We start from the raw sequence: 14,976 nt of genomic DNA, 5'->3' as shown, positions 1-14,976 counted from the left end.
ACATCCGCCATACATCGCGCCACGTGCGCGCACCCTGGTTTTGACGGGGTTTCATGCATATCGTGTAGAATGCATACAAATGGGAGTGGGGTTTTTCCCCCACCGTCTCAGCGTCGCGAGGTGACCGCGTGGAGCGCGATCGCGCCCGCGACGGCGACGTTGAGGGAGTCGAGCTTGCCCGGCATGTCGATGCGGACGCGGCGCGTTCGCGCGAGCACGTCGGCGGGGAGGCCCGGTCCCTCGGTGCCGAGGAGGAGCGCGTAGCGTCCGCGCGGCAGCTCCGTGATCGTCTCTTCGCCGCGCGGCGTGAGCGCGATCGGCGTGAGGCCGGCGTCGGCGACGAGATCGACGAGCTCGTGCGCCGACCGCGCGCGCGCGAACGGGACCAGGAGCGCGGCGCCGGCGGAGACGCGGATCGATTTGCGGTAGAGCGGATCGCAGGTCGCGTCGTCGAGGAGCACCGCGCCCGCCGCGAACGCGGCCGCGCTCCGGAAGATGCCGCCGACGTTGTCGTGGTTCGTGAGGCCGACGAGGCCGACCGCGACGTCGGCGTCGCGGACGAGCGCGCGCGGATCGTGCTCTTCGCCGCGCTCGCCGAGCGCGAGGATGCCGCGATGGATCGAGAAGCCGACGACGGCGTCCATCACGCGCTGCGGGACGACGTACGCGTCGACGTCGTCGTGCAAGCGCGCGAGCACGTCGGCGATCGCGTCCACGCGCCGCTCTTCGATCAGGAGAGAGCGCACGCGGAGGCGGCTCCGCTCGGCGAGGACGCGCACGACGACCTCGCCCTCCGCGACGAAGAGGCGCTCGCGCCCGACGAGGTCGCGCTCGCGCACCTTCGTGTACGGCTCGAGCGCGGGCGCGGCCGGATCGTCGATCGCGACGCGGCGCGCGGGCACTACTGGCAGGACGCGGCGAGGCGGGCGTCGGGGCCGGGCTCGGTGCAGATCCCGGTCTCGCAGACGAGGCCGTCCGCGCACTGGCGCGTGTCGGTGCACTCCTCGTTCGCCTGCACCGTGTCGGTGCAGAAGCCGTCGACGCAGCGGCCCTTGCACTCCGCGTCGATATCGCACTTCTGATCGACGCCGAGGCGCGTGAAGCAGCGCTTCTCGTCCTCCGCGCAGAAGTGCGTCTTCAGGCACTCGCCGCTCTGGCTGCACTCCTTCCGATCCCCGGTCGGCTCCTCGCAGCTGTTCGTCTCGGGGTTGCACTGGAGGCCGTCGGCCGCGAGGTAACACGTGTACACGGTGGGCCCGGTGGCCTCGTTCGCGGAGGTGATCGTGACGTCGCCGTCGATCGTGGTGTCGCACGGGCCGTCGCCCGCGGCGCCGCGCTTGCGGACCTGGCAGACGCCGTTGCAGCGGACGATGCCGCTGAAGTCGGGTGCGCACTCGGCGTTCGTCGCGCAGACCTCGCCGAGCGCCTTCGTCCCCACGAGCTCCTTGCGGCTCGCGTCGGGGCAGGCGGGGGTCTTCGCGTGGGCGAAGTCGGGACAGAACTTCGGCGACGGGTTCGCGGCCAGCACCTCGGTGATGCAGGCGGTGCGCCCTTCCTTGCTCGCGACCGTGACCGGGTCGAGCGCGCGGAGGCGCGTCTTGCACCCGGCGACGTCGTTCTTGTCGGTGAGGAGGATCGTGTTGCAGCACGGCAGGATGATCTGGCAGTAGCGATCGAGGAAGGCGTCTTGCTCGTCCGCCTCGGCCTTGGCCGCTGCCTGCCGCGCCTCCTCTTCGCTGTCACTGCACGCGACGACGGTGGTGACTCCGAACCCGAGGAGGAGGGCGAAAGCAGCGCTGCCGAGCTTCATGCGGCGGCACCCTAGCCGAACTGCGGCTACGTCGCGACCGCTAGATTCCGCGGCTGGCGTGCCTCCACCTCGGGTTCATGCTCGCTGCCGGAGCGCGAGCGTCGAGCGGACGCATAGCTTGTGGAGTCGGGACTTCATTCGCGCGGTCACGTTGCGTCCGTGCCAACGCTCGAGCCAGCCGGCCGCGCGCGAGTTCACCGACGTGTCATCGTCGGCTCGTGCGAAGATGTGGGCGGACCTTGGGCCTCCGCCGCTACCTGTTCACGGACTACAACGAGCCGCGGCTCGTGGTGCCGGGGCTCTTCGTGGTCCTCGCGTCGTTCCTCCTCGCGCTCGCGCTCATCACCGCGACGAGCCGCCCGCGGACCGCGGAGCAGAAGGCGGAGGCGCTCCTTCGGAGCGGCAAGCCCGCCCAGGCCGAGCGCGCCTACCGCGATCTCCTCCGCGAGCGGCCGACGCCGGAGCTGGTGCTCGCGTTCCTCGACGCGCATCAGTACGCGAAGGTCTTCGCCCGCCTCGCGGAGAAGAGGGACGAGAGCTCGCCGGTCGGGAGCGGGATCAAGAACCCGGAGACGCCGCTCGACGAGGAGGAGGTGGACCGCGCGATCGACGAGCTGCCGCCCGACGTGCGCGTCATCGGCCAGTACGCGCGCGCGGTGCCGCTCGGGCAGGTGCCGCCCGAGCTCGCGACGCAGATCGAAGAAGGCGCGAAGCGCGAGCCGCCGGTGCCGTACGCGAACCGCCTCCTCGCGCGCGAGCTGCGTCATCAGGGGAAGCTCGAGGAGGCGGCGCGGCACCTCGAGCGCGAGGGGCTCGCGTTCCCGGAGCGGAGCGAGGACGTCGATCTGGCGCTCGAGATCCGCATCCAGACGGAGGACTGGGAGACCTTGCGCGATCGGCTCACCGATCCGCGCGTCGCGGCGGCGGCGGGGCCGCATCCGAAGTACCGGCTCGCGGTCCACGATCGCGACTGGAAGGCGGCGATGCGCTGGCTGCCCGCGCTCTGGGCGCCGCGCTTCGTCGGGACCGGCTTCGCGATGAGCGCGGTCACGGCGCTCGGCTGGTTCTTCTTCTGCGCGCGCCTCGGCAAGCTCGGGCAGCGCCCCGCGTTTCGCCTCCCGATGTACCTCCTCGCGTTCGTGCTCGGCGTCGCGAGCGTCGTCCCCACCGTGCTCCTGATCGCGGTCGAGGAGGCGAAGTTCCACATCGTCGAGACGGGGGACGCGACGCGCGACCTCCTCTTCTTCATCTTCGGGGTCGGCCTCCGCGAGGAGGCGTCGAAGCTCCTCCTCTTCCTGCCGCTGCTCCCGATCTTGCGGAAGAAGGGGGACAAGCTCGACGTCCTCGTCTGCGGGGCGATGGTCGGCCTCGGCTTCGCGGCGGAGGAGAACCTCGGCTACCTCGCGCAGGGCGACCTCCAGACCGGGCTCGGTCGCTTCCTCACCGCGAACTTCTTCCACATGGCGATGACGGGCACGCTCGCGTCCGCGCTCGACGACTTCGTGTCCGATCGCGAGAAGTACGCGCCCGCCTTCACGCGGACGTCGCTCTTCATCGTCGGCATCCACGGCGCCTACGACTTCTTGCTCTCGCACCCCGAGTACGGCGGCGGCTACTTCGCGATGACGGCGTTCGTGTTCCTCACGCGCATGTTCCTCGAGGCGGTCGACGCCGCGCGCCGCCGCGCCGATCGCGGGATCACGCCGCTCCACGCCTTCGTCTTCGCGGTCGCGCTCGTGACCGGCGTGAGCCTCGCTTACGCCACGATCGCGGTCGGCCCGAAGGGCGCGCTCGTCGTGACCGGCGGCGGCCTCCTCGGCGTCGCGATCATCGTCTACGTGTTCGTCCGCACGCTCGGGCAGATGCGTTAGGGTCAGCGCTTCTTCGTCGCGCGGGTGCGGACCTTGCCGTCCTGCTTCCCGATGAAGCGGATCTGCGTGGCGAGGCCGGGGTGGGAGAGGAGCGCCTCGATCGTGGCGTACTCGCGCTCGAGCTCCTTGTTCGTGAAGGTGGCGTGGATCGCGGAGTGGCAGTCGCGGCAGATCGTCTCGGTCACCTTGCCCCCGCGCGACTTCGGCACGAGGTGGTGGTCCGATGGGTTGTAGTTCGGCCGCTCGCAGAGCGGGCAGGGGAGGGGAGCGGCGGCTTGCTCCTTCAGCTCCTTCATCGTCGGGGGACGCGCCACCTCTCCTTCGTAGCGCTACTCTTCGGGGCGCGCATGAGGAACCCGCTCTTGCCGCGTGTCGCCGCCGTCGTGGCGCTCGGGATCGTCTCGTCGCTCGTCCTCCGCGGCGGCGGCTGCTTCGAGCGCCCGCTCCGGGTGGGCACCTTCAACGTCCGCGAGCTCGGCAAGGCGCCGACGAACATGGATCGCCTCGCGGAGCTCGTCGCGTCGACCGGCTCCGACGTCCTCGCGCTGCAGGAGGTCATGAGGGTCGGCGCCGCCGCCGATCTCGCGAAGCGGCTCGAGGTGCGGACGGGGCGGCGCTTCGTGCACGCCGTCTCGCAGTGCGGCGGACGCAGCGAGATGCGCGTCGGCTACCTCTACGACGCCGCGCGCGTCACGTTGATCTCGACGACGGAGTACCCCGAGCTCGCGCCGGAGCCGGGAGGGCGCTGCGGAACGGAGCGCTCCGGCCTCGCGGCGAAGCTGGAACGGCGCGACGGGCGCGCGCCGTTCCAGCTCCTCACCGTCCACTTCGTGATGGGCGGCGATCAGGTCGCGAAGCGCCGCGAGCAGTGGCGGAAGGCGCACGTCATCGCGGCGAAGCTCGGCGAGGAGTCGCCGGTCGCGATCCTCGGCGACGCGAACAGCACCGGCTTCCTCGACGACGACGAGGGCGAGCGCACCTTCATCCTCGACGAGGCGAAGAAGGCGGACCTCGACGTGCTGACGACGGATGCAAAGTGCACGGAGTATTGGCGCCCGAAGCGCGGGGCGCCGCTCACGCCGAGCCTCCTCGATCACGTCGTCGCGACGCCGCGCCTCGTGCGCCGCGGCTCGGTGAAGGTCCACGGCTTCTGCGCCGACCTCCGCTGCCGTGCGACCGCGACCGATCCTCCCGACTTCACGAACGTCTCGGACCACTGCCCGGTGACGATCGATCTCTGAGCGTCGCGGAACTCCGCCGCCGCGGAGGTGTCGGAGCGCCCATGCTCCGCGCGCTCGCCGAGGCCTGTCCGGACGCCGTCTCCTACGAGCACGCCGTGCTCTCCGCGCTCGACGCGGCGGTGGGCTGCGACGTCGCGTTCTTCGCGACGATCGCGGGCGGCCCGCCGACGACGTCCGGCCTCGACGCCGCCGCGCTCGACGACGCGATCGCGACGCAGCGCTACGCGGACGAGCTCGCGCCGCTGAAGGAGATCGCGCGCGCGGGCCGCGGCGTCGTGGTCGACACGGAGGTCTTCGGTCTCGAGCACGTTCGCCGGACCGCCTACCACCGCGACTTCGCGGCCCCGCTCGGCGGCCGCCACACGCTCCTCGCGTGGCTGCTCCTTCGCGGCCGCCCCCTCGGCCTCGTCATGCTCGGCCGCACCGGCCACACGTTCGCCACCCGCGACGTCGACCTCGTCGCGAGGGCGCTCCCGTCCATCGCGCTCGGCCGCGCCTCCTACCACGCCCCGATCCTGACGGACCCGCTCCCGCGCCCCGCCCCGGAGCCGCTCGTCGGCCCCGGGCCGCGCGTGAATCCTGGCCCGCCTGAGCTGCTGGTCGGCGCCGGGTCACGCGTGCATCTCGGTCCGCCTGAGCTGCTGGTCGGCGCCGGGCCACGCGTGCATCCCGGTCCGCCTGAGCTGCTGGTCGGCGCCGGGTCACGCATTCGCGACCGCGACGGGGTGCGTGGCGGCGCGCCGGCGTCTCCCCGCGGCGCCGGGCCGCGCGTTCGGGATCGTGACGGGATGCGTGAGATGGTGGCGGACGACTTCGTGTGGACGCGCGCGTCGCTCGTGGAGCCTTCGCGGTCGGGATGGTTCTACGTCGACCTCTTTCATCTCGCGGCTGCGCGGGCGCGCCATCGGCGCCGCGCGCTCTTCCTCGGCTGCGGCGGCGCGGTGGCGGTGCGGCAGTTCGCGGAGCGGTACCCCGGCATCGCGCTCGACGTCGTGGAGATCGATCCACGCGTCGTGTCCCTCGCGTCGGACTGGTTCGGTCTCCGTCGCATCCCGAACGTCCGCGTCCACGTCGACGACGCCGCAGCCTTCGTCGCCCGCGCCGCCGCGCGGACGTGGGACGTGATCGTCGTCGACGTTTTCGCCGAAGACCTCGACATCCCGCCCGCGCTCGCGACACGGAGCTTCGTCCGCGACCTCGGCCGCGTCCTCCGCCCCGGCGGCGCGGTCGCGATGAACGCGATCGGTCCCCTCCACCGCGCGAGCCCGGTCCGCGCGCTCGAGCGCACGTTCCGCGCCGAGCTCGCGGATGTTCGCCTCGTCCCCGTCCTCGACGCGGCCGACACGCTCTCCGCCGCAGCGACGAGAAACGTCGTCCTGGTCGCCAGCCGATGAGAGTTGAAAGCACGAAGAGCGTGCGCTATCACGTCTTCGTTCTACCGGGCGCGTAACTCAGCGGTAGAGTGCGACCTTCACACGGTTGAAGTCGGGGGTTCAAGTCCCTCCGCGCCCACCAAAAACGCCGGCAAGTGACAGGTTCTGATGCCCTTTGGGCACGGGCTTGGGCACCGGCCGGCTGCTCCCGAGCAGGTCCGATAGCGAGGCTGCACGGAAGACGGCGCTCGTCGCACGGTCGCCAGGCGTTCCGGTGGCGCTCGATCATGTCCCGATGACCGCACTGGCCGCACGCTCTTCTCGGGGGCCGGAGACAAGCCAGCAGGTAGTGCGTTCTTCGGCCGCCGCGACGCCGAGAGTGTCCCGGCGTCGAGGCGCTCGCGGAGATGCGCCGCCGCGGAGCGTCGTCGACTTGCCAAGTCTCGACTTGGCAAGTCGTAACTTGTCGATATGCGATGGCGAGCGGGAGTCCGGCCGGCGCGTTCGGAGCGATTCATTCCCGCGCGAGGTCCGTCAACGAGTGCCAGCGGATCGCGCCGTCGCGTCGCACGCGGGCGGCTGGCAGCTCCCGGACGAACACGTGCCGCGCGATGGTGCGGCCGCGTGGGTTCGGGAAGAGCGCGACCTTCGCCTCGAGCTCCGCGACGACGGCCGCCGGCGATCGCACGGCGCCCCACTTGCACTCGGCGACGTCGATCCACCCGTCGTCCCGCGCGCCGACGACGTCGATCTGCACGCGTTTGTCCCAATACTCGCCCACCTCGAAGGTGCGTTTCGTCCTCGACGATCCGCTCTTGCGTCCCGCTCTTTGGTCGCCGCACCGCGCAGAGCTCGGCGAGGAGCGGCTCGCCGAGGACGCGCGCCGCCTCGGCGAGGAACTCGCGGACCTGAATCGGGCCTGGCGCGGTCTTGCCGACGAAGTAGATCGCCGGCTTGTCGCGAATGAAATGGAGGATGAGCTCACTCTTCCCAACCCGCCGTCGCCCGTAGATCGGAACGAAGGAACCGCCCGTCCGGCCGTACTGCGCCTCGAGCGCCTCGAGCTCACGAACACGCCCGATGAACTTCTCCACTTGCCAAGTATAGACTTGCCAAGTCATCACTTGCCAAGTCATCACTTGCCAAGTCGTGACTTGCCAAGTTACGACTTGTTATGTTGGCGCGCGTCGGGCTTCACGACACCGACTTGCGGCGCTTCTCCAGCAGCGTGGCCTTGTTCTTTGCGCCGCGCTTCTCCAGCACGGGGCGGATGCGCTTCGCGAAGGCGGGGAGCAAGTAGCCTGCGGTCGCGAGGCGTCCGCTCTTTGCCGGGATCGCGATCTCCTCTGCGCGCTCGTCGATGCAGCGCATCACCTCTGCCGCGACGTCGTCGGCGGTGACCATCGGTTGCGAGAGCACGATGTCGGGGACCTCCTCGAGGTCGCCGAGGAAGCCCGTGTCGACCGGGCCGGGGCAGACGCAGCCGACGTGGATGCCCTGCGCCTCGAGCTCGTAGGCGACCGCGCGCGAGAAGGCGCGGAGGCCCGCCTTCGAGGCGGAGTACGCCGCCTCGTGCGGGACCGGGACCATGCCCGCGATGCTCGCGATCTGCACGATGGAGCCGCCGCGTTCGAGCTTCGGGAGCGCCGCGCGCGAGAGGACGATCGGCGCGACGAGGTTCGTCGTGACGATCTGCGCGAGCTCCTCCGGCGTGAAGCGATCGATCGGGCCGCGGCGGTTGAAGCCGGCGTTGTTCACGATGACGTCGAGCCGGCCGAAGCGGGCGACGACCGCGTCCGGGAGCGCGATGAGCGCCGGCGTGTCGAGGACGTCGAGCGGGAACGCGGCCGCGTCGTCGCCGAGGTCCTTCGCCGCGCGCTCCAGTGACGACGGCGTGCGCGCGACCATCGCGACCTTGCCGCCGCGACGGACCCACTGCTGCGCGACCGCGAGCCCGATGCCGCTCGACGCGCCCGTGACGATGGCGACCCGGCTCAGCTCAGCGGCCGTTCTTCGCCGTGCACGCGAGGATGCAGTTGAAGTCGCCCTTGCAGCCGCACGGATCGGCCGCCTTCTTCGTCTGCGGCGCCGCCGCGGTCGACGAGCCGCCCGCCTTGCCGCCCTTGCGCTTGCCCTTCTTCGTCGCCTTCTTCGGCGCGGTGTCGTCGTCGTTCGACGCCGTCTTCTCCGCCGGCGGCTCCGGCGGCTTCTCCGCCGTCGGCGCGGGAGGCGGCGGCGGCGCGGCGGGCGCGGCGGCCGCGTGCTTCACCGGCTCCTCACCCTTGAACGCGACGGAGATACCGAGGCCCGCGACGACGAGGAACGCCGCGGCGGCGGCGATCGCCCCGAACAACTTGCCCTTGCTGATCGGCTTCGCGATCGCGGGACGCGACGCGGAAGGGCCCGACGAGTCGAACGCGAGCGCCGGCGGCGGCTCGCTGAAGAGCGGCGCGACCGGGATGATGCTGCGCTTGCCCGGCGGCGGCACGCTCGCGAGCGCCTTGAGATCGATGACGCCCTCTTCGTCGCTCCCGCGCGGCGTCGGCGCCGCCATCGCCATCTGCGGCTTCGCGCGACCGAGCTCGGCGAGGCTCTCCGGCTCCGGCGTCTTGATGCGAGCGCCGCCCAGACCACCGAGCTGATCGACGCGGAAGAGGACCGAGTTCTCGTTGCGGCTGCCGGTGCCGCCCGCGAAGCCGAACGACGGCGGCGGGAGCAGCGTGTCCTTCGCCTGCGAGCTCACCTTCGGCGCCTCGTTGACCGAGCCGTGGATGTCGTCGGCGCCGCGCGCCGCGAAGAGATCGCGCCGCTCGCGCTCGTTGCCGGTCTTCGCGCGCTTCGCCTCTGCGTCCGCGCCGGGCGCGACGGACGAGGGGGCCGCGGGGGCGGCGGAGACGCCCGGACCGCTCACCATCCACGCCGTGTTGCACGCCTTGCAGCGCATCCGCGCGGTCTTGCCGCGGAGCTTCTCTTCGTCCGCTGTGTACTTCGCAGCGCAGGCGGGGCAGGAGACGTCCATGACCTTGGGCGCTTACCTGCAAACACCCTGCCGGCGATGCACCCCTTGGACGAGCGCTGATCCAGCGGCCTTTCGGCAGCAACCACACCTGCGCATGAGACTGGCTCGCAGCGACCTGGTGAACCGCTTGTCCATCACTTCTCAACGCAGGGGCTGCGCCCCTGCACCCCGCTCGCACGATGCAGAAAAACGTCGGAACGTTTTTCTGCCGCGTGCTCGCTTTCGCGGGGGCGCGCGGCACGACGCTCAGCGCTTGAGGAGGGTGTCGGCGCGGGCGGGGAGTTGGCCTTCGAGTGGGAGCATCGCGGCGTCGACTGCGCGCACCTCCTCTTTGAAGCCGCGGAACGAGATCGTGCGATGCGGGCGAACGAGCGAGAGCTCGTAGAGCTCGTTGTACGCGTCGAAGAGCTTCGAGCCGGGGCGCAGGGTCGCGAGCGCGCGACCCACCGCGGCCGGGTACTGGCCCTTCGCCTCCGCGACGAGCGCCGCGACGCGCTTGTGCGTCTCCGCCTCGAGCTGCGCCGCGTCGAGCCGTCCCTTCTCGTCGATGTCCGCCTTCGCGCGCTCGAGCCGCGCGCTGATCGTCTCGAACATCTGGCGCGAGACCTCGGGGAGCAGGCTCACGTTGCGGATGAACACGCGCTCGATCGTGACGCCCCACGCGTCGGTCTCCGCCGCGATGTCCTTCGCGAGGAGCTCGCCGAGCTCGGTGCGGTCGGAGAGGATCTCGTGGAACTCGCGGCCGCCGAGGATCGACGTCGTCGCGTGCGAGACGAGGTTCTGGAGCGCGTGGTCCCAGTCGGTGACGGAGAAGATCGCCTTCGCGGCGTCGGAGACGCGCAGCTCGAGCCAGAGGTCGACGACCACGGTCGTGCCGCGCGCGTCGTTGACGTGGACCGCGTCGAAGCGGCGGAAGTCGCGCCGGAGCGAGACGTGCGTGAGCGTCGTCCACGGGAAGACCTTCGCCGGGAAGAAGTGCAGGCCGGGCTCGGTGTAGGTCTCCACCAGCTTGCCGAACTCGGTGACGAGGACCGCCTCCTCGTCCTCGACCGCGACCGTCGTCGCGCGGACGAGCAAGGCGATGAGCGGGAAGACGGAGATCCCGATCGCGACGCCGACGAGGAGCTGAAGGGTGTCCGGGTTCATTCCGCGTTCTCCTTCAGGAACAACGTGCGCGACTCGCTCGTGACCTCCGCCCGGCGGCGCGCGACGTAGGCGTCGAGCACGCCCCTCTCGTCGAGCTCGGCGAGGAACCTCGCGAGCGTCTCGATCTCCACCTCGATCGCCTTCGAGCGCGCGGTGTAGATCGCGATCCCGCGCTCCGCGGCGAGGATGCGCTGCTGGCACTCGGCCTCGGTCCGGTGGAGGAGCGCCTCCGCCTCGCTGTGCGCCTGGATGACCGCGTTGAGCGCGTCGGCGAGCTCGTCGGGCGGCAGGATGTCGGCGAGGTCGACGGCGTTGAAGCGGACGCCGTACTGGTTGTCGATGCGCTCGCGACAGAACGACTCGATCCGCTCGTTGAGGAGCCGGCGCTCGCGGCGGATGAGCGCGTACGAGCCGGCCTGGTCGGCGAAGTCGAAGCGCGTCGAGAGGGGCGCCTCCTCCCTCGGCTCCGGTCCGCTTTTGCCGTGGAAATTGGCAATTTCGTTTCGGAGGAGGCAGGTGAAGAGGCCGGTGATGTGATCGATCGGACGCTCGAGGCCGAAGAGGTGCTCGTAGAGGTCGCCCTCGACCGGCACGTAGCGAACGAACGAGTCGAGGCGGAGGATCGTGCCGTCCGCCGCCATCGCGGTGCCGCCGCCGCTCTCCTTGTTGAGGTCGAGCGTCTGCTCCTTCATCGAGACGTCGACGACGCGCTCCCACGGCCGCTTCCAGTGGAGGCCGGGCTTGTACGTCCGGAGGACGCGCTTGCCCGTCTTCTCCTCGACGCGATGATGCGCCTTGCCGAACTCCACGAGCACGGCGAGGTGCCCCTCCTCGACGCGGAAGCTCGACTTCGCGAGCACGTAGACGAGGAAGAGGGCCACCCCAATGACGATGCCGATCGGCAACATTCAGAACCTCTCCTTCGGAAGGTCGGTCGCCCACGGGAAGTCCCAGAGCGGTCCGAACCGTGCGCGGTCGTCGTCGTCGTCGAGCGCGCGCTGCGTCTGTTCCCTGTCGAGCGCGTGGTACGCGACCGCGAGGCCGCGGTTCACCTCGACGACGTCCTCGTTGAACTCGGCGTGCGCCTCGCTCACCGGCGGCAGTGCCGCGACCGCGTCGGCGCTGTCGACGATGCGGCCGTGCGGGACGAAGCGGTGGCTCGGGATCTCGACCCCGACGACGACCGCGCCGATGCCGATGAAGCAGTGCGCGCCGACGACCGAGTCGTGCACGACCGCCTTGAAGCCGACGAACGTCTCGTCGCCGATGTAACAAGGGCCGTGGACGAGGGCGTCGTGCGCGATCGACACGTTCTTGCCGACGTAGATCGCCCACGGCTCGCCCGCGACGACGACGCGCTTGTCCTTCAACGCGTGGAGGACGACGCCGTCCTGGAGGTTCGTGTTCGGACCGATGTGGAACGGCGCGCCCTCGTCCGCGCGCACCGACGTGTCCGCGGCGATGTGCGCGCGATCGCCGACGACGACACGTCCGATCACGGTCGCGGCGGGGTGCACGTAGGCGCTCCGCGCGACGAGGGGCTCCTCGCGGATCTGGCCGAGCCACTTGCGGTACTCCGACGGGAGGTGCTCGAAGTGGGCGGGCCGGCGCGCCTCCGCGGCCTCCTTCGTCAGCACCGCGCGGATGCCCTTCCGCTTGTTCTCCTCGAGCGCGGTGACCGCGGCGCGCTCGTGGCGATGGAGCCACTGATCGAAGAAGTGGAGCGCGAGCCCGAGCGCGAGGCCGGTGAGGAGGTTGCCGGTCACGGTGCCGGCGGTGGCGACGAGGAACGCGAGCGCGGCGAGCCGGTCGGTCCGCACCAGCTGGAGGAGCATGCCGACGTCGATGAGGCGCCAGCCGATGATGCAGAGGAGGCCGGCGAGGGCCGCGAGCGGGATCTGGCCGATCGCGTGGCTCAGGAACATGACCGCCCCGACCATGATCAGGGCGTGGAAGACCGCGGAGAGCCGCGTGCGCGCGCCGCTCTGGACGTTGACGCCCGAGCGCGCGGCCGCGCCGGTCACCGGCATGCCGGCGACGAGGCCGCACGCGATGTTGGAGAAGCCGTGTCCGACGAGCTCCACGTTCGGATCGTGCGGCGTCTTCGTGTCGGCCATCCGGTCCGCCGCGCGCGCGGAGAGGAGCGTCTCCGTCGAGCCGAGGAGCGCGATCGGGATCACGCGGATGAGGAGGTCGAGCCAGTCCTCGTCGCGCACGACCGGGAACGTCAACTGCGGGAGGACCGACGACACCTCACCGACGCTCCCGACGCGCTCGACGTCCCACCGGAGGTAGACCGACACGAACGTGACGAGCGCGATGCTGACGATCGCGGCGGGGAAGCGGCGCAGCGAGCGGGTGGCGGTCACGACGAAGATGACGAAGATCCCGCAGATGGCCGCGCTCCACGACACGTCGTGGAGCCACCGCGGGCGATGCATCATCGAGACGATGTCGATCGTGTCGGGGTGGTGATCGGGCGCCCAATCGACTACTTCGGGAAAACCGAGGAGCTCGGGGAACTGCGAGCTGAGGAGGCGGAGCCCGACCCCGGTCGTGAAGCCGGCGAGGACCGACTCCGGCACGTACTTCGCGACGCGGCCCGCGCGCGTGAAGCCCATGACGAGCTGCGCGATGCCCATCAGGACCGCCGCCGCGGCGACGCCGGTGACGCCGAAGTCGTGCGCGAGCGCGAGCAACATCACGCTCAGCGGCACGGAGGGGCCGGAGACCATGTGCTGCGACGAGCCGAGGACGCCGCCGAGGAAGCCGCCGAGCGCGCCGGCGAAGAGCGCGGAGCTCGGCGGCATGCCGCTCGCGATCGCGAGGCCGATGTTGAGCGGGAGGGCTACCGCGGCGACGGTGAGGCCGGCGATGAAGTCGACCCCCGCCGACTTCGCCCGCGCCGTGACGCGCCAGGATTCGATCCACCGCCCCGCGAGCGCCAAGAGCTCCTTGGTGTGGGCTCCGCCGGGGCGGGCTCGACCACGTATGCTCATCGGTGCACCTTTTACTCGCAAACACCGCGGCGCGTCGGACAAAACGCGTGAAATGTCTCTCGTTGCCTCCGGTGCGGTGGAAACCATATCGTTGATGCAATGAGCAGTAGGCTCCGCGGGACGACGATCGCGAACCCGCCCGTGGTCCCCCGCACGACCGCGGTCCCGAAGCTGATCGCGGTGACCGGTCCCTCCAAGGGCGCTTCCTTCGCCGTCGTCCGCTCGAGCACGACCGTGGGGCGCCACCCGACGAACGACTTCGTGGTCGACGATCCGCGCGTGAGCGCGGCCCACCTCGAGCTCACGCGCAACGACGATCGCGTCCGCGTGCGCGACGTCGGCAGCACGAACGGGACCTGGCTCGGGGCGCACCGCGTCGCCGACGTCGAGCTCGCGATCGGCGGCGAGATCACGATCGGCGACACCCTCCTCCGCGTCGACGTCGAGGACGCCGCCCCGCCGATGTCGGAGCGGGAGCGCGAGTCGTTCGGTGAGATCGTCGGCCGCTCCAAGCCGATGCGCGAGCTCTTCTCGACCCTCGATCGCATCGCGCCGCTCGACCTCGCGATCCTCCTCCAGGGCGAGACCGGCTCGGGGAAGGAGGAGATCGCGCGCGCGATCCACGCCGCCTCGCCGCGCGCGAACAAACCCTTCGTCGTCATCGACACGAGCGCGATCCCGGACGAGCTCGCGGAGCCGATGCTCTTCGGCGAGGCGGCCGCCGAGATCCGGGTCGGCCTCTTCGAGAGCGCGCACGGCGGCAGCGTCTTCATCGACGGCATCGCCGAGCTCTCGAGCGCGCTCCAGACGAAGATCCTCCGCATCCTCGAGCGGCGCGAGGTGCTGCGCGTCGGCGGCAGCGCGCCGGTGCCGATCGACGTGCGCGTCCTCTCCGCGAGCCGCACCGACGTGCGCAACGCGATCGAGCGCGGGCTCTTCCGCGAGGACCTCTACCACCGCCTCGCGCAGGTCCGCGTCGTGGTCCCGCCGCTCCGCCAGCGGAAGGAGGACTTCCCCCTCATCTGCGCGAAGCTCCTCGCCCGCGCCGGCTCCGACGTGATGATCGACGTCGACGCGCTCGAGCTCTTCGCGTCGTTGCCGTGGCCGGGGAACGTGCGCGAGCTCAACAACGCGCTCCTCCGCGCGGCGGCGATCGCGCAGGGCGGCGTCATCCGCCGCGGCGACTTCGCGGGCGAGGGCAACGGCTTCCGCGGCACCGCGAGCGAGCGCGATCCGCTCGATCTCTCGGGGACCTTCTCCGTCGCGAAGGACCGCGCGATCGAGCGCTTCGAGAAGGCCTACCTCACGCTGCTGATGAAGAGCTGCCGCGGCAACCTCTCCGCCGCGTCGCGGCAGGCCGACATCGCGCGCCACCACCTCCGCGACCTTCTCAAGAAGCGCGGCCTCTACGGCGTCTCGCTCGAAGACAAGGACTGACCCGCGCCGGCGCCCGGTTCGCCCGCCGGGCGCCCCGATTGGTCGGCGGCGTCCGCGAGACGTGCACGAGGGCGCATAGA

General features: G+C 70.9%; 13 protein-coding genes and 1 tRNA gene. 5 read left to right on the top strand and 9 right to left on the bottom strand.

All coding sequences use genetic code 11. The features are described from left to right. Positions 1–107: 107 nt before the first annotated feature. Together KF837_08225 and KF837_08220 are read right to left on the bottom strand one after the other, a co-directional pair. Entirely contained in the window at positions 108–902 is a 795-nt protein-coding gene (locus tag KF837_08225; GenBank protein ID MBX3227284.1) for an RNA methyltransferase, read from the bottom strand. Beyond that, positions 902–1,810: a hypothetical protein gene (locus tag KF837_08220; protein MBX3227283.1), complete on the bottom strand. Its 909-nt coding sequence runs from the start codon at positions 1,808–1,810 to the stop codon at positions 902–904. Before KF837_08220 ends, KF837_08225 begins: the two co-directional genes overlap by 1 nt. Before the next feature lie 239 nt (positions 1,811–2,049). On the opposite strand from KF837_08220, the gene KF837_08215 reads away from it, so the two are divergent. Next, on the top strand, positions 2,050–3,681 hold the full coding sequence (locus KF837_08215) for a PrsW family intramembrane metalloprotease (protein ID MBX3227282.1): 1,632 nt from the start codon (positions 2,050–2,052) through the stop codon (positions 3,679–3,681). Positions 3,682–3,683: 2 nt separating this feature from the next. Here KF837_08215 and KF837_08210 read toward each other — a convergent pair whose 3' ends face one another. Beyond that, positions 3,684–3,995 (bottom strand): hypothetical protein, encoded by a 312-nt coding sequence (locus KF837_08210; protein ID MBX3227281.1) that lies wholly within the window; start codon positions 3,993–3,995, stop codon positions 3,684–3,686. 33 nt (positions 3,996–4,028) lie between these two features. On the opposite strand from KF837_08210, the gene KF837_08205 reads away from it, so the two are divergent. The 3 genes from KF837_08205 (at position 4,029) to KF837_08195 (ending at position 6,437) form a co-directional block, all read left to right on the top strand. After that, positions 4,029–4,922: an endonuclease/exonuclease/phosphatase family protein gene (locus tag KF837_08205; protein ID MBX3227280.1), complete on the top strand. Its 894-nt coding sequence runs from the start codon at positions 4,029–4,031 to the stop codon at positions 4,920–4,922. Between the two features lie 41 nt (positions 4,923–4,963). Further along, the gene (locus KF837_08200; GenBank protein MBX3227279.1) at positions 4,964–6,316 is read left to right on the top strand and encodes a fused MFS/spermidine synthase; all 1,353 of its coding nucleotides are present in this window, start codon (positions 4,964–4,966) and stop codon (positions 6,314–6,316) included. 46 nt (positions 6,317–6,362) lie between these two features. Next, positions 6,363–6,437: transfer RNA gene (locus tag KF837_08195), tRNA-Val, on the top strand. Between the two features lie 372 nt (positions 6,438–6,809). On the opposite strand, the gene KF837_08190 is transcribed toward KF837_08195, so the two are convergent. The 6 genes from KF837_08190 to KF837_08165 all read right to left on the bottom strand — a co-directional run bounded on the left by KF837_08190 (position 6,810) and on the right by KF837_08165 (position 13,459). Further along, a complete protein-coding gene (locus KF837_08190; GenBank protein ID MBX3227278.1) occupies positions 6,810–7,076 on the bottom strand; it encodes a hypothetical protein in 267 nt (88 codons plus the stop codon). Positions 7,077–7,489: 413 nt separating this feature from the next. Next, positions 7,490–8,359, bottom strand: a complete 870-nt coding sequence (locus KF837_08185; protein ID MBX3227277.1) for an SDR family oxidoreductase — start codon at positions 8,357–8,359, stop codon at positions 7,490–7,492. Beyond that, positions 8,295–9,314, bottom strand: a complete 1,020-nt coding sequence (locus KF837_08180) for a zinc-ribbon domain-containing protein (protein MBX3227276.1) — start codon at positions 9,312–9,314, stop codon at positions 8,295–8,297. Before KF837_08180 ends, KF837_08185 begins: the two co-directional genes overlap by 65 nt. A 246-nt stretch (positions 9,315–9,560) precedes the next feature. Continuing rightward, positions 9,561–10,460 (bottom strand): SPFH/Band 7/PHB domain protein, encoded by a 900-nt coding sequence (locus KF837_08175; protein MBX3227275.1) that lies wholly within the window; start codon positions 10,458–10,460, stop codon positions 9,561–9,563. Continuing rightward, on the bottom strand, positions 10,457–11,368 hold the full coding sequence (locus tag KF837_08170) for an SPFH domain-containing protein (GenBank protein ID MBX3227274.1): 912 nt from the start codon (positions 11,366–11,368) through the stop codon (positions 10,457–10,459). The genes KF837_08175 and KF837_08170 overlap by 4 nt, the downstream gene beginning before the upstream one ends. Next, positions 11,369–13,459, bottom strand: a complete 2,091-nt coding sequence (locus KF837_08165) for a hypothetical protein (protein MBX3227273.1) — start codon at positions 13,457–13,459, stop codon at positions 11,369–11,371. Positions 13,460–13,558: 99 nt separating this feature from the next. Between KF837_08165 and KF837_08160 the strand changes: the two genes are divergently transcribed. Further along, the gene (locus KF837_08160) at positions 13,559–14,896 is read left to right on the top strand and encodes a sigma 54-dependent Fis family transcriptional regulator (GenBank protein ID MBX3227272.1); all 1,338 of its coding nucleotides are present in this window, start codon (positions 13,559–13,561) and stop codon (positions 14,894–14,896) included. Positions 14,897–14,976 lie beyond the last annotated feature (80 nt).

It is taken from the genome of Labilithrix sp., from assembly GCA_019637155.1.
Taxonomy (GTDB): domain Bacteria; phylum Myxococcota_A; class Polyangia; order Polyangiales; family Polyangiaceae; genus Labilithrix.
This window is presented reverse-complemented; position numbering and strand designations above follow the sequence as displayed.

Coding starts and splice junctions, on each gene's coding strand:
- KF837_08205 (MBX3227280.1), top strand. CDS start 4,029: ATGAGGAACCCGCTCTTGCCGCGTGTCGCCGCCGTCGTGGCGCTCGGG.
- KF837_08165 (MBX3227273.1), bottom strand. CDS start 13,459: ATGAGCATACGTGGTCGAGCCCGCCCCGGCGGAGCCCACACCAAGGAG.
- KF837_08170 (MBX3227274.1), bottom strand. CDS start 11,368: ATGTTGCCGATCGGCATCGTCATTGGGGTGGCCCTCTTCCTCGTCTAC.
- KF837_08175 (MBX3227275.1), bottom strand. CDS start 10,460: ATGAACCCGGACACCCTTCAGCTCCTCGTCGGCGTCGCGATCGGGATC.
- KF837_08200 (MBX3227279.1), top strand. CDS start 4,964: ATGCTCCGCGCGCTCGCCGAGGCCTGTCCGGACGCCGTCTCCTACGAG.
- KF837_08160 (MBX3227272.1), top strand. CDS start 13,559: ATGAGCAGTAGGCTCCGCGGGACGACGATCGCGAACCCGCCCGTGGTC.
- KF837_08180 (MBX3227276.1), bottom strand. CDS start 9,314: ATGGACGTCTCCTGCCCCGCCTGCGCTGCGAAGTACACAGCGGACGAA.
- KF837_08220 (MBX3227283.1), bottom strand. CDS start 1,810: ATGAAGCTCGGCAGCGCTGCTTTCGCCCTCCTCCTCGGGTTCGGAGTC.